Source organism: Streptomyces lancefieldiae (assembly GCF_031845825.1).
Taxonomy (GTDB): domain Bacteria; phylum Actinomycetota; class Actinomycetes; order Streptomycetales; family Streptomycetaceae; genus Streptomyces; species Streptomyces lancefieldiae.
Window position 1 is genome coordinate 143,715 of the sequence record NZ_JAVRFH010000006.1, and the last position, 13,970, is coordinate 157,684.

At 70.5% G+C, this 13,970-nt stretch carries 14 protein-coding genes; 2 read left to right on the top strand and 12 right to left on the bottom strand.

The window, feature by feature from the left end; all coding sequences use genetic code 11:
• Positions 1-19: 19 nt before the first annotated feature.
• The 10 genes from RM812_RS08315 to RM812_RS08360 form a co-directional block, all read right to left on the bottom strand.
• Positions 20-826 carry an ABC transporter permease gene (locus RM812_RS08315; RefSeq protein WP_311571742.1) on the bottom strand — a complete coding sequence of 269 codons (807 nt, stop codon included), beginning with the start codon at positions 824-826 and terminating at the stop codon, positions 20-22.
• Positions 819-1,634 (bottom strand): ABC transporter permease, encoded by an 816-nt coding sequence (locus RM812_RS08320; protein ID WP_311571743.1) that lies wholly within the window; start codon positions 1,632-1,634, stop codon positions 819-821. Before RM812_RS08320 ends, RM812_RS08315 begins: the two co-directional genes overlap by 8 nt.
• A complete protein-coding gene (locus tag RM812_RS08325) occupies positions 1,634-2,608 on the bottom strand; it encodes an ATP-binding cassette domain-containing protein (RefSeq protein ID WP_311571744.1) in 975 nt (324 codons plus the stop codon). Before RM812_RS08325 ends, RM812_RS08320 begins: the two co-directional genes overlap by 1 nt.
• Positions 2,605-3,390 (bottom strand): aldo/keto reductase, encoded by a 786-nt coding sequence (locus RM812_RS08330; protein ID WP_311571745.1) that lies wholly within the window; start codon positions 3,388-3,390, stop codon positions 2,605-2,607. Before RM812_RS08330 ends, RM812_RS08325 begins: the two co-directional genes overlap by 4 nt.
• The gene (locus RM812_RS08335) at positions 3,387-4,169 is read right to left on the bottom strand and encodes a cupin-like domain-containing protein (RefSeq protein ID WP_311571746.1); all 783 of its coding nucleotides are present in this window, start codon (positions 4,167-4,169) and stop codon (positions 3,387-3,389) included. Before RM812_RS08335 ends, RM812_RS08330 begins: the two co-directional genes overlap by 4 nt.
• Positions 4,147-5,868, bottom strand: coding sequence for a radical SAM protein (locus RM812_RS08340; protein WP_311571747.1), 1,722 nt, complete (start codon positions 5,866-5,868; stop codon positions 4,147-4,149). Before RM812_RS08340 ends, RM812_RS08335 begins: the two co-directional genes overlap by 23 nt.
• Positions 5,865-6,818 (bottom strand): arginase family protein, encoded by a 954-nt coding sequence (locus tag RM812_RS08345; protein ID WP_311571748.1) that lies wholly within the window; start codon positions 6,816-6,818, stop codon positions 5,865-5,867. The genes RM812_RS08340 and RM812_RS08345 overlap by 4 nt, the downstream gene beginning before the upstream one ends.
• Positions 6,815-8,026, bottom strand: a complete 1,212-nt coding sequence (locus tag RM812_RS08350; RefSeq protein ID WP_311571749.1) for a JmjC domain-containing protein — start codon at positions 8,024-8,026, stop codon at positions 6,815-6,817. The genes RM812_RS08345 and RM812_RS08350 overlap by 4 nt, the downstream gene beginning before the upstream one ends.
• 123 nt (positions 8,027-8,149) lie before the next feature.
• Entirely contained in the window at positions 8,150-8,314 is a 165-nt protein-coding gene (locus RM812_RS08355; protein WP_311571750.1) for a hypothetical protein, read from the bottom strand.
• Between the two features lie 521 nt (positions 8,315-8,835).
• A complete protein-coding gene (locus tag RM812_RS08360; protein WP_311571751.1) occupies positions 8,836-9,789 on the bottom strand; it encodes a DUF4429 domain-containing protein in 954 nt (317 codons plus the stop codon).
• A 295-nt stretch (positions 9,790-10,084) separates the two neighbouring features.
• On the opposite strand from RM812_RS08360, the gene RM812_RS08365 reads away from it, so the two are divergent.
• Complete coding sequence (locus RM812_RS08365; RefSeq protein WP_311571752.1) at positions 10,085-11,377, top strand: hypothetical protein; 1,293 nt, start codon at positions 10,085-10,087, stop codon at positions 11,375-11,377.
• A 147-nt stretch (positions 11,378-11,524) separates the two neighbouring features.
• Entirely contained in the window at positions 11,525-12,049 is a 525-nt protein-coding gene (locus tag RM812_RS08370) for a DoxX family protein (RefSeq protein WP_311571753.1), read from the top strand.
• 133 nt (positions 12,050-12,182) lie between these two features.
• On the opposite strand, the gene RM812_RS08375 is transcribed toward RM812_RS08370, so the two are convergent.
• Together RM812_RS08375 and RM812_RS08380 are read right to left on the bottom strand one after the other, a co-directional pair.
• Positions 12,183-12,425, bottom strand: coding sequence for a hypothetical protein (locus RM812_RS08375; protein ID WP_311571754.1), 243 nt, complete (start codon positions 12,423-12,425; stop codon positions 12,183-12,185).
• Entirely contained in the window at positions 12,412-13,845 is a 1,434-nt protein-coding gene (locus RM812_RS08380) for a PspC domain-containing protein (RefSeq protein ID WP_311571755.1), read from the bottom strand. Before RM812_RS08380 ends, RM812_RS08375 begins: the two co-directional genes overlap by 14 nt.
• Between the last annotated feature and the right edge of the window lie 125 nt (positions 13,846-13,970).

Consider the following 13,970-nt stretch of genomic DNA (forward strand, 5'->3'; position numbering starts at 1 on the left):
TCCGGTATTACCGCCACGGTCAGCTGCCGGTACTGCTGTAACGGGCGATACCGCGTCGCCACAGCAAGACCGCGGGGATCAGGAGCAGGGGGCCGGCCAGGGGGAATGCCCAGACGAAGGGCGAGTCCGTCTTGCCGAGGATGTAGAGGCACGGGTAGTAGCCGACGAAGGCGAACGGGACGACCGTGGAGAAGACGGCAACGACCCACTTCGGGTAGAAGCTCATCGGCAGCTGCGCGAAACTGTCGAACCGCCAGACGAGCATGGACAGCATGGCGTCGTACCGCAGCCAGAACGACAGCGACGTGACGGCGAGGTGCATCGCGGCGAAGACGAGCGCCGAGCCGACGAGGGCGACGGGGATGAAGAGCAGGACCGCTGCGCCGACTTCGGCACCACTGGCCTGCAGTGCCACCCCCATCATGCCGAGACCGATCACGATCTCTACCCACACGTCCGTGTCGACCTTGGAGAAGAGGATGAGCATCAGCGGGTTGGCGGGACGGACGAGGTAATGGTCGAGTTCGCCGCTGCGGACCATGTCGGGGATGTCCAGGGTCCCGAAGAAGACGGTGTTCCACAGGGCGCGGGCCACGGTCGTGAAGCCGGTGAGCACGGCCCACTGGGCGAGGGTCCAGCCGTGGACCACCCCGGTGGTGGACAGCGCCAACATGAACACGGCGGCACCGGACACCGCCTGGACGAGGGCCCCCAGATTGGCAAGCACCACCTCGCCGGGGTGCACCAGGTGACTGCGGAAGTTCATCCGGGTCGCGAAAAGGGCGACGTCCAACGACTGCTTCCAGTCCGCGAGGCGCTCAGCCACCGGCGATCACCAGCTTTCGCAGGCCCCGCCAGGTGTACAGGGCGCTCGCGACGGTCAGCAGTGTGGCCCAGACCAGTCCGATGGTGATGACGCGTGCATCCACGAACGGGTCCTTCACCAGGGTGCCGAGAGGGGTGTAGAAGCCGTGCGCGAACGGGGTCCACACCACAGCGTCACGCAGAGGTGCCGGATAGAGGGAGATCGGCATCATCGAGCCTCCCAGAAGGAGCAGCAGCGCTTCACGCACCTCGTTGAGGCCCTCGACACGGCGGATGAAGAACGCGGACAGTCCGATCATGTAGCTGAGGTTGAAGAGGACCACGAAGGCGATGCCGCTCGTCAGGGCAAGCCGGAGGGCGTAGCCGACGCCGAGGTCGACGGGCAGCAGGAGCGCGCAGCCGACGAGCGCCGCAGGCAGACCGACGAGTGCGGAGATGCCCATGGAGCGGCCGAGCGCGGCGGCGAACCACTGACTGAAGAAGCCCATGGGCAGGAGGAGTTCGTTGGTGATCCTGCCGTCTCTGATCTTGTCCTCGAGCTGGCGGGCGAGGCCCAGGTTGGGCAGGCACAGCACCCAGATGGTTCCCGCCGCGGCGTAGACCATGGTCTGGCGCAGGGTCAGCCAGTCGGCCGGGGTGTCCTCCCCTGTCCCCGCGTACACGGCCGTCCACAGCGCGCCCTGGAGGCCGATCAGCAGCAGGGCGCCGATCCCTTGTGAGAAGGCCCTGGTCCGGTAGTGGAAGGAGAGCCTGACCTGCATGCGGGCCACGGCCAGGTGGGCGCGGAGGGTGTGGCGCGTCCGCTCCATCAGTCGGCCTTGCGGTAGAGGGACTTGATGATCTGTTCGAGGCCGGGCGCCTCCAACTGGACGTCGTCGACCAGCGGGTCGGAGAAGAGGGCGGAGAGGACCTCCGGGGGGAGGTTGCCCTGGGCGTACTCGAAGGTGGTGACGGTCCTTGCCGCCGCACCGATCGGGACCAGCCCCGGCGCGGACGGTGGCGTGTGTCCCTCGGCATGGTGGATGACCAAGCGGCGGGTGCCGCCGCCGAGCCCGCGCAGTTCGGAGATCTTGCCGTCGTGGACGAGGCGACCCGCGTCGATCATGACGATGCGGTCGCAGACGGCCTCCACGTCGCGCAGGTCATGGCTGGCCATCATGATGGTGGGCCCGTCGGTCTCGCGGATGTCCTTGAGAAGGCCGCAGATCGCCTCCCGCGCGAAGATGTCGAGGCCGATGGTGGGCTCGTCCAGCAGCAGCAGCTTCGGGGCGTGGAGCAGGGTGCCGACGAGCTCCGCGCGGGTCCTGTTGCCGAGGGACAGTTCGCGCACGGGGGTGTTCAGATGCTTGCCGATATCGAGCCGGCCCACCAACTCCTCGCTGCGGCGGCGGAACAGGGCCGGTTCGATTCCGTAGACGCGGCGGATGAGTTCGTACGAGTCCTTGACGGGCAGGTCCCACCAGAGGCTGGCACGCTGGGCCGCCAGATAGCCGAGTTCGGCGGAGAGTCTGCGGCGCTCCCGGTGCGGGTCCCGTCCGTCCACGGTTACGCGGCCGGCCGTCGGGGTCAGGATGCCGGAGATCAGTTTCATCGTGGTGGACTTGCCCGCGCCGTTGAGTCCGATGTAGCCGACGGACTCACCCGCTTCGATCCGCAGGTCGATGCCGCGCAGGGCCTCGACCTCACTGCGTTCGCGGCGGACGAGCCGGGCCAGCCTCGATCCCGTCTCCGGGCGGCGCCGTACGTGATAGGAGCGCCGTACGGCGTCCATCTGGACTCTCATGCTGGTTGTCCGCGGGTGGGGTTGATGCCCAGACGGTCGATGGCCGCCACGTCTTCGGGCTCGAGCGGGTGGCCGGCTGCGTCCAGGTTCTCGGTCAGGTGGGTAGGGGAGACGGACTTGACGACGACCGGAACGCCGTGCGCCCGGTGCCAGCGCAGCAGGACCTGCCGCACCGTGCACCCGTGCCGGTCGGCGATGCCCCGCAGCACGGGGTGGGCCAGGTCGTTCTCGCTGAACGGGCTGTGGGCTTGGAGGGCGATGCCGTGCGCCGCGTGGTGCGGGGCGACGTCCGCGTCGTAGTAGCGGGGGCCGAAGGCGATCTGGTTCACTGCGGGCACCACTCCTGAGGCCTTGATCAGCTCGTCCACCTGCTCAGGGAGGAAGTTGCTGACGCCGATGGCACGGACCAGCCCCTCGTCCCGGGCCTTGATGAACTGCTCCCAGATCCGCAGCGATCCCGCCGCGTCCAGCGGTGCGTGGACCAGCCACAGGTCGATCTTGTCGACGCCGAGAAGGCCCAGGCTGGTGCGGAGGACCTCTCGTTCGCGGCCCGCGTCCTCCTCGGGGAACTTGGTGACGACCAGGAGCTCGCCGGGGTCGGTCCCACTGCCGCGGATGCCCGCGCCGACCGCCTCCTCGTTGTGGTAGGCGGCGGCCGTGTCGATCAGCCGGTAGCCGAGCTCGATCGCGTCGCGGACGCCCCGCTCGGCGGTTTCGCCCCGCATCTGCCAGGTGCCGAGGCCCACGGCGGGAAGCTCGAACGGCTGATCGTGCCCGCTCAACGCCCACCACCTTCCTCGTGCCGGGCGAAGGCCGCGCCGACGGCGACGAGCACGTCGTAGGCGTCGGTGTCGCCGGTCAGGCCGAAGTACCGGAGGGCGAAGTCCATGTTGGATCGGTTGATGAAGTTGCTGGTGACGGCGATCGAGCCGGTGACGTTGTGCACCTCGTGGGCCCATCCGCTGGGTGTGACCACGATGTCACCGGGCTCCTGCACGAACTCGCGGGGACGTGGGTCGTGGGTGTCCGTCGCGCACCCGGGCGGGAGCAGCCGCCATTCCTCGGCCCGCTCCGGCGGGTGGAACGTCCACCGCTTGGCGCCGGTACAGAGCAGGTTCCACGCGGCGCTCGCCATCACGTCGACGTGCAGGGGCGAGCTCGTGGCCGCGGCGCCGATCATCAGCCAGCTCCAGTCCGGGCGCGCGTCGGGTTCCAGGGCCAGCAGCCAGTTGAGGCGCCGTACCTCCCCCGGTACGAGCGCCGGTAGTGCGGGGTCGAACCGCGAGAGCACCTGGTGGCGCAGGTACAGCCCTTGCGGGCGGGCGGCCCGCATGTCGTCGAGGACCTCGTCGAGGGAAACCGTCACCGGGCGGTGGTCCCGGTCCTCGGCCTCCACCAGGCGGTCGCCGTGGGCCCGCAGGTTCTCCTCGCTCAGCGCGGCGAAGACCGGCCAATGGCGGCCGGCTCCCCGCAGCAGGGCCGGTTCGGCGCCGCACAGGAGGTCCAGGAGGTCGGTGGCGCCGACGTCCGCGGGCGCATCAGGCGTAGAAGGGATCGACACGGGCCACCTCCATCCGCTGGCGGCTCCAGTCCGCACGGTGTCCGTCCAGGGCCTCGTCCCCGTACTCCTGCTCGATGTCGACACGGGCGCGCAGCGCCTGCTGGAGGTTCTCCCGTTCCGACATGCACCTCGCCCGCTTGGCCGTCACCTTCTCGCGCACCGTGTCCGCGGAGTCCGACCGCCGGAAGGGAGCCTCCGGCACCGTGACAGTGCACAGGGGTGCCGCCCAGCATGTGGTGCAGGACCCGGCCTGGACGGAGTCGCGGAACATGGCGAGCTGCTCGACTCCGGCGACCGGGTCGACCCCCCGGTCGGTGTGGCCGACGGCGAATTCCGGGGACTGGTACTCGTAGGAGGAGTAGAGCGTGCCGTCGGCCCCCAGGACCAGGTATTCGTTCCCGGGAATCAGTTGCGTGCCGAGCAGATGCCCGAGGCGTGCACCGCCCTCGCGCTCCGGCTGGTTCAGCACCCGGTGGAACGAGCGGTGCAGGAAGCCGTGGCTGAAGGCGAAGTGGTAGCGCCCCGACTGCTCGCGCTCCGCGTGCGACTGGTGGTGGGAGCGTACGAAGAGGTCCCATACCCGGCGCTGTTCGGCGAAGACCCGCTCGAAGTCGGCGTAGGACTGCTCGCCGCCCGGCAGGATCAGGTCGAAGTCCCACGCCAGGGCGCGGTGGGCGGTGGGCCACGCGGAGAAGTAGCGGTAGAGGGCGGCCGCGTCGAGCGGCGCCGACAGCACACAGATGAGCGCGACCCGCGAGGAGAAGTACTCGGGCCAGTTCTCGGCGAGCCAGTCGGTGCGCTCGCGCACCCGGTCGTGCGTGCCCTTGCCCCGCCGGTCGACGCGGTAGCGGTCGTGGTTGGGTCCGTCGATCGAGATGTTGAGGTAGATGTCGTACTCGACGAGGAAGTCGACGATCTCCGGGGTCAGCAGCATGCCGTTGGTGTTCACCTGGAGGACGAGGTTCTCCAAGCGGGCCCCCACCTCGCGCTTGCGTTCCTCCAAGGCAAGCACGGCCTTCTTCAGCTCGTCGAACGCGAGGAGCGGTTCCCCGCCGAAGAAGTACACGGCCCGCGGGGCGTCATCCAGTTTCTCCTCGCCGGTCACGAACAGGTCGATGGCGGCCTTCACCATGTCCGCCCGCGGCGACGCGGTCCGGTGGGGGCGGGTGTCGGTGTACGCGCCGCCGTAGTAGCAGTACGTGCAGCGGATGTTGCATTGCTCGGTGGGGTTGAGCATCAGGACACGGACGCGCGGCGTGTCCACCCGCGCGTCGGCGGGCAGTTCCGGTAACCGCCAGCCCGGCTCCTCGAACGGCATGACCAGGGCGGTCAGCCGGCTGATCGCCGTGGCCGGGGCCGCCGACCAGTCCGCTGCCTGCAGGAGCTCCGCCTCGTCCCGGCCGATGGCGTGGATGCGGCCGGTGACGGGGGTATAGAGGTGGTGGGTGGCGCGGCCACGGTCGCCCTGCCACACCTTGTAGATCCAGGTGCGGCCCTCGTGGACGCGGATGGTGACATCGCGCTCACCGGCGTTGACGCCGGTGACGGTCGTCCCGTGCGTGCGCAGGGCGGGCCGGTCGTGCTCCGCTATCAGTTTCCGCTGCCAGCCGTGCAGGGAGCGGATACCCGTGGCGTCCGACGCCTCTCCGCCGGAGCCGGCCGTCTCCGGCGGCGGGTCTGCCGTGGTGCTCGTGCTCATCGGGTCGTCTCCCGTTCCCGAGGGTGTTCGAGCAGTGCCCGTAGGCATGTCATGACGAGGGCCGAGACCGTCGCGCTGGTGGCCCGGTTCTCCCGGTCGTCCTGGAGTGCTTCCACGATGTCCACCGCCACCACTCGCCGCGTGCGGCAGACGTGCTCGACGGCGGCCAGCAGTTCCCGCAGCTGGTAACCCCCGGCCTCCGGGTGCCCGGTGGCCGGGAAGGCGGCCGGCTCGATGACGTCCAGGTCGACCGACAGGTAGGTGGGCCGGTTGTCCGCCGCCTCCTCTCCCGGGCTGTACGAGTAGGCGCAGCGCAGGGCGTCGGGCAGCGGGCCGCAGTCGGCGGGCAGGTACGTCCGTACGCCGTACAGCTCCGCGTCCGAGATCGTGCCGGCCTGTAGCAGGTGGCCGAGGAAGTCCGCGTGGGTGATGTCGGTGGCGTCCGGCATCGGCCGGGCGCTGAAGTCGCAGTGCGCGTCGAAGCACATGAACCGCAGGGGGCCGTACACGGCCGCCGCCCCGGTGGCCGCCGGCGCCGACAGGCTGTGGTCGCCGCCGATGAGGATGGGCAGGGTGCCCGTCGCGGCGAGCTGTTCCGAGAGGCGGGTGAGGGTCTTGTAGTAGCTGCCGCGACCGACCCGTGGATCGATCGGCACCGAACCCAGGTCGCCCACGTCGAACACCCTGCGGCCGGACAGCACGGGGCCGCGGGTAACGGGGTCGAGCACCGCACCCAGGGCGCCGTTCTCGTCGACCGACCAGGGGTGGGTGGGGCTGAGCTTGCGGAAGATCTCCGGGCCGTGACGCTGGCCGGGAACGCCCGGCACCCCGGCGTCGAAGGGCAGCCCCAGGACGACGGCGTCGGCGGTTAGGTCCCCGGCGAGCACGGCGTCCAGGTCAGCGGCGGGAAGGCCGAGTGCGCCCAGGCCCGGTCGGAACGGGGCCGTCACCGGTCGTGCTCGCTGTCACGGTGGGCGGCGTCCGGGCCGGAGACGGTGACCAGCCGGCATCGCAGCAGGGCCGCCACCAGTGCCGACACGGACGCCATGGGTGCATCGGCCCGCGCGGCCAGCTCGGCGACGGTGAGCCTGCGCGCCCGGACGAGCGCCTCGATCGCCGGGTGGTGTGCGACGGGCAGGGCGAAGTCCTGGTCGGCGGCCGTGACGACGACCCGGTCCCCCTCCACGCGGACCGGTGGTGGCAGGACGGGCACCAGCTCCACCACGTCCTGCCCGGACGGGCGGGCCTTGCTGACGTCCCACGGCAGGCTCGCCAGGCCGCGCCCGCCGGAGGCACGGCGCTCCGCGGTGAAGAAGTCGCTCAGGGACAGACTCTTCACCTCGGCCAGGAACGCCTCGACGATCCGTTCCGCCTGGGCCTGTTGCGCCTCCGGCGGCGCGGCGCGGTCGAGACTCTCGCGGATCTCCACCCGGGACAGAGCCTGGCGGGTGGCCCAGCGCAGCCAGTCGTACCCGGTGCGCCGAGTGAAAGTGAAGGTGAGGTGCAGGCTGGTCTCACCGCCCCCGCGGACGGTGTGCCACCAGCCCCGGGGCACGTGAATCACGTCGCCGGGCACCAGGGTCTTCTCGAACAGGACGGTGTCGGGACAGTTCACCGGATCGCTGTCGCCGTATTCGGGCAGCGGGAACTCCTCGGACGGCCCGTGCACCTTCCAGTGCTTGGTGCCGAGAAGCTGCACGCAGAAGGTGTCGACCTCGTCGAAATGGCTGTCGAAGGCCTGCGCGTCGTCGAAGGTGACGAAGAGATTGCAGGCCGCGGTCTCACCGGTGATCCGCATCACGTCGTCGGTCGCGGCCCGGACTCCGGGATGGATGCGGTCCAGGGAATCGATGATCAGTGTGGCGCCGGCCCGCATGAGCGCGAACACCTGCGGCAGGTCGAAGACCCGGTGTCCGTCCAGGGTCGCCGTGTACCGGTGCTCGGGCAGTCGCTTTCCGTCCGCACACAGAAAGAAGTCGGCCGGTACGGCAGAGCCCCGCGAAAGGATCTCGTTCAGTCCGGCCCAGGAGAAGCAGTCTTCCAGGAGCGAGGGATCCAGGTGCCGGAATGCCACGCCATTGCTGACCTGGTGGGTCGAGAAATGCGGGCCGAGTGCCCTCGACAGGGCGCGGCCGAACCTCGAGGAAAGTGTCGTCATACTCCCTGAATCACCCTCACGCCGCTGTGGAATGCTGGAGAGTGGACTCCGTGCACACCGGGCCGCGAGGCGTGATGTGCACGGAATCCCGTGACCGGACGCTCAGCTAATTGACCGGCCTGTCTACTTCTCGGAGTCGGCGAACAGCTTCGCGAAGTCCGGAACGCCCGGACGGGCGTGAGTCTTGGCGAAGGTCGCGCGGGCCCGGTCGGTCACCGGAGAAACCCGGACCTCGACCTCGGGGAATTCGGTGTCGACGGCAGTGCGGTCGTCTGAAGAACTTGCCATGGTTTACCTCCGTAGGTAGATGCCGCTGGCACTTCCGCTCGAGGCTATGACACGGAAAGGGTGCAATCAAGAGCGCGGAATCCGTCGGATGGAATATGAAATTCCGTTTACTGGGGCCAGTGAGGAGATACGGGAACGATGAGTCCGCCGTGGCTTATTGTGTATCAAGTTTGGCCGACCGACGGCTTGGCGTCGAGGGCTCCCTCGGTCGCCAGGGGGCGCGCGGCCACTCTCTTCACGACTCAGGCCGCCCAGTGACGTTTTCTCAGAGGTGATCACTTTCGGATTCGTTTGAGGACGAGTACAAAAACATCTGTGTCAGGCCGTGTGTCAAGCGTTCTCCGGCGTGATCGGCGCTTTGACCTGGGGGTGATTACTCGCCGGAGTGTTCGGCCGCGGTTGTCGGTCTCCAGGAATGGGAGCCGCCGCAGCGAGCCGCGTCTGCTGGACTGGACGGTCAGAGGTGAGACGTTCAGGGCGAGACGTTCAGGTGAGACGTTCAGGGTGAGACGTTCGGACGTTCAGACGTGCCCGTCGTCGTGGCCGACGCGGAATCCCCGGAGCACGGCCGCTTTCGTCATCGCGAACTCCTCGTCCGTGAGGACGCCGCCGCGGTGCAGCTCGCCCAGTTCGCGCAACCGGCGCAGAAGGACGTCGTGATGGCCGGCCGGGGGCGTGGGCGGTACGGCATCCGTGAGCCGGCGCCGGGCACCGGCCCGGACGCTCGGGTCCTTCGCGCCGTGACCGGCGTACGCGTCACCCCCGCGGGTGGACGGATGCGGCAGCCGGGCCGTGACGGCGGTGGCGATCAGGGCGGTGAGCAGGTCGCGGCGGGCGTTGCCCCACAGGTCCAGGGTGTGCGGGTCCTTCTCCGGCGGCAGTTTGGAGAACGCCGTCTCGCGGGTCACGAACCTGAGGAACCCGTCCGCGGCCCCGGAGTTCGGCAGCCACTCGACCCGGGACAGGTCGCCGACGGCGATGATCCGCGGGCCGGTGGCACGCTTGACCCGGTCGGACGTGTCGGCCCAGTCGATCCGAACCCGCGTGCCGTCGAAGGAGACCGTGCCGTCGGAGGAACGCACCGAGACCGGCACCGGCGGTCCGGGCAGCAGGTAGGCCGTCGTCGGCCCGTCGGGGACCTGGTCGAGCAGCAGCGCGCGACGAACCTCCTCGGCGACGTACTCGGCGACCCCGCAGCGGTCGAGCGTCACCGTCAGCCGGTACGGGTCCGCCGCCTCCGGCAATCGGCCGCCGGTCGCCTGGAGGAGCGGGTCGGCGCCCTCGCGCAGCCGCAGCCGCAGCCGCCCGCGTTTGCGATCCGGCTCGAAGACGATGCCCGCGACGGCCTCCAGTGGCACCGAGACCTCTCCGTACGTCTGCCGGAACAGCGGCACCGAGCGGTGCAGACCCGGGGTGATCCGGACCGTGCTGCCGTCGAACGCCCAGGTCCCGTCGCGCTGGATGATCTCGGCCATAACGGAATTCTCGCAGCCGGGTCAACACGGCGGTCCGCGCGTCACCCGTGCTGAGCAGAGGGGACCGGGGGTGACGGGCGCGCGGGGGCTGGTGTACGGCACAATTCGCTGTCGTCGCAAGGGACTTGCGGGGCTGTCGGGGCCCGGTCACGGTTTCTGCCGTGCGAGGTGTCGTGGTCGGCGCCGTAGGCGGGTCGTGGCCGATGCCGTAGGCGGGCCGTACGCGGTGCCGTGGACGGTTGCGCGGATGTTGGTGCTGGATTTCGGCAGGGGTTCGGGAAGGCGGGCGTCGGACGTGGCGGTGCAGGAGGCGAGACGCGGGAGCGGCTCGGACAAGGGCGCGTACGGGGTGGCGCACGGGGGCGGTTGCACCTGCGGGGACTGCCCGCACGGCGCCCGTGAGGGGCACCGCCGGGCGGTCGCCGCGTTCCTGCTGCGGCGGGACGAGTTCGCCGCCGGGCAGGGCTTGCCGGCCGCGGTGGCCCACTCGCCCTCCGCCTCCCGGCAGTGGGTCTCGGAGGAGCTGTCCCAGTCCGCGGAACTCGTCGCCGAGCGTGGCCGTGCCGAGGGCGAGGCGTGGCTCGCGGGCCTCGGGCGCCGCACGGCGGCCGTCGTGTGGGCGGCGGTCGTACTGCTCCTGCTCGGGCAGTCGCTCACCGCGATCGGTGCCGGCTGGACGGCGGCGCGCACCGCCGGGCTCGCGGCGGCGCTGGTCGTGGCCGGTGCGCTGACGGCCGCGTCGTGGTTCCACCGGGCGCGGGGCGGGGCGCTGGCCCCGGTCATCGGTGAGGACAACCGCCTGTCCACCTCCCGGGCGGTGGCGGCGACCTGGGTGCTCTTCGTCGCCTACGCGGTGCTGGTACTGGCCGGTCAGCTGGCGGTGGCCTCGGGACACGGCCGACGGGACTCGCTGATCTCCGGACTCGAACTCGCCCGGGGCGCCGGGGTGGTGACCGTGCTCGCGGTGGTGTGCGGGATCGCCGTCCTGGTGCGGCGCGTCGGACTGCGGGTGCTGGGGCAGCGGCTGCAGAAGGTACGGGCGGACCGGCCGCGCGCCGCCGACCTGCTGGCGGACGACGCGGGGCGCGGGACCTTCGCAGACATCCAGTACGTCGTGATCAGCACCGTCGCCCTGGTGTTCGCGGCGGTACGGCTGGCCCGGAGGCCGGAACAACTTCCCGACCTGCCCTGGGGGCTGGCGGTCGTGGTGCTGGTGTCGGCGGCGACCTACGTGGCCGGGAAGTACGCGGAGGGCGGACGTCCCGTGATCCTCTCCGTGGTCCGGGCGCGGGAGGCCGGTGACCTGGACGCACCGGTCCGCACCGGTGACGACATCGAGATCCGGGGCGCCGGCTTCGTCCCACCCGGTGCCCAGCGCGCGGACCGTCTCTCCCGCATGGTCGTCCGCATCGGCGCGGTCAACGTGCACGTGCCCCTGGTCCCGGTGACGGGCGGATTCAGCAACCCCACGGACGACCTGCTGACGGTCCCGGTGCCGGCGGACGTGGAACCGGGCCGGGTGGACGTCCAGGTGATCACGAGTGCGGGAGTGGAGACGAACCGGTACGCGATCGACGTGACGGACTGACGCCCCTCGGAGCTTCTCCGCGGCATGCGCCGTCTCGACCCGACATGATGCAGCCGGTTGGCGCAAGGATTGAGCGGAGTCTCCGCGTCGTACGTATGGTCTGTTGAGGGGGTCTCGGCACGCGCGGGCGAGAGGCGACTGGCAGTGATGACTCACGGCATTGATACGCAAACGCACATCTCCCATCTCGACGGTGGCCGGAGCCGGCGGGACAACGCCACCCGGTACGCCCTCCTGCCCCTACGGTTCTTCCTGGGCATCACCTTCATCTATGCGGGCCTGGACAAACTCACCGACAGTGCCTTCATGAAGGACGCAGGCGCCGGCTCCGTCGGCGACATGATGCGTACCGTCCGCGACTCCTCGGCCATCCCCTCCTTGGTCGACCTGGCCCTGAAGAATCCGCCTGGCTTCGGCTACGCCATCGCCCTGGGCGAGCTGGCCGTCGGCATCGGCACCCTGCTGGGCTTGCTGACCCGTGTGGCGGCGCTCGGCGGTGTGCTGATCTCCCTCAGCCTCTGGCTGACCGTCAGCTGGGCCGCCGACCCGTACTACTACGGCAACGACCTCCCGTACATGTTCTGCTGGGTACCTCTCGTGCTGGCCGGCGCACCCCTCTGGTCACTGGATGCCCTGATCAGGAACCGACACCGCAGAGGCCTCTACTACTAGGCCCTGAGGGCCGCCCGGCAGTGGGGCGGTTCGCTGTGGTGCGGCGGGTCAGTGGGGCGGTTCGCTGTGGTGCGACCGGGCCACGGGACGTTCGCTGTGGGGCCGCCCCCGGGGACGGTTGGCTGAAGCCGGCTCAGCCGGGGAGGTCCGCCCGGGGCTCGTCCTCGTTCGTGCGGAGCGCTCCGCGGCGTCGGCGAATGTCCCGGGTCAGGACTCCGACCGCTCCCGCGAGGCAGAGACCGCCCATGACGACGGGGATCATGACGAACCACGGGGTGTCCCAGAGTCCGTCCGCGTCACCGGCGTAGATGACGCCCGCGAGGATCAGGAAGACGCCGGCGACCAGCCGTCCGGGCTGGAACCTATGACGCAGCACGGGTCACCTCCGCCTGTCCGACGCCGACCTCCAGGTCGAGGTCGAGCGTGCCGGCGTCCTTGCCGCCCGTGGTGGGGGACAGAGTGATCTCCTTGTGCTTGCCGGGGGCCACGTCCACGTCCTTCGCGTCGTCGCCGGGCAACTGGATGTCGCCCACGCCCACCTCGACGCTCAGCCGCACGGTCACGTCCTGTGGCACGACGACCCGTATTCGGCCCATGCCCACCTCGGCCCGGGTGGTCACCGACTGTCCCCCGGCCAGGTCGAGCCGGGACAGGTCGAGGGTGCCGGTGCCGGCGCCGACCTCGTACTGCTCGCGTACCTCGGCCACCGTCGTGGGCCGCCAGGTGGTCCTGACCCAGTCGGTGCCGACGTCCTTGGGCAAGGCGGCCGACCCGGCGAGCAGGCCGGCCGTGATGATCGCCAGGAAGATCGAACCGGCTCCCGTGCGCCCCAGGAAGGCGCTGACCGCGATACCGAGGCCGAAGACGGCGAGCGCGCAGGCCAGGCCGGTCTGCAGGCTGGTGCCGAGCGGGTGCTCGTCCCAGGTCAGCCGGGTGCCGAGGAAGCCCGCGAGCAGGGCCAGGAGGAAGACCCAGCCGCCGATTCCGCGGGGGCCGCGCGGCTGCAGGGGCCGGGAGCGCCGGTCGCTCGGGGTGGTGCGGGCGCCACCGTGGAGCCCGCGACCGATGTTGACGGCCGCATCGATGTCACGATCGAGGGGATCCTTGGGGCCCCACAGATATCCCGTACCGCCGACGTGGGTGCCGTCCTTGACTATGGGGTCGCGCCACCAGGAGGGCCGAGTGACCGCGACCGGGGGCGCCTGGGCCTCCGGTGGAGCGTCGGCGGCGGCGTGGGCGGAGAGGGGGTCGGGGCCCGGGGCCCCCCGCTGCCGCGACCAGTATCCGGCGCCCGCGAGAAGGAGGGAGAGGACGACGCCGAAGGTCAGCACGCCGCCGTTGTTCAGCATGGTCAGGAAGACCCCGCAGCCGACCAGCGCGAACAGCACGGCCGCCAGCGCCTGGCCGTCGACCCGGCCGGTCAGCAGCTTGCGCACCTCGTTCTCGTCCTCGCCGTCGTACGGGACGAAGAGCCAGGCGAAGCCGTAGAAGATGAGGCCGATGCCGCCGGTCGCGGAGAGTACCGCCAGCGTGATCCGGAAGATCACCGGATCCATGTCGCACTGCCGCCCGAGGCCGGAGCACACCCCGGCGAGCGTCTTGTGCCCCCGGTCCCGCCGGAACTTGTGGGGCGGACCCGGGGCGTCGGTGCCGACGGGGGTGCCCGCGTCGGCCGTGGCACCCCCGGCACTCGCGGCATCCGCGGCGGGCACGGCATCCTGCGCCCCGGCACCCAGCGGTGGGCGGGAGCCGGTGCCGGGTCCCGGGCCCGTCGCGGCGTGCTCGTGATCTGTCATGAGTCCATGGTGACGGCCGCGACGCCGTGACGGCAGCCGGTACGACCCTGGTCGGACCCTGATATCGGCCCTGACGCGACGCCCGGGGAGCGTTCGAGGGACCCGCGGTCCGAAGATCAGGGGAG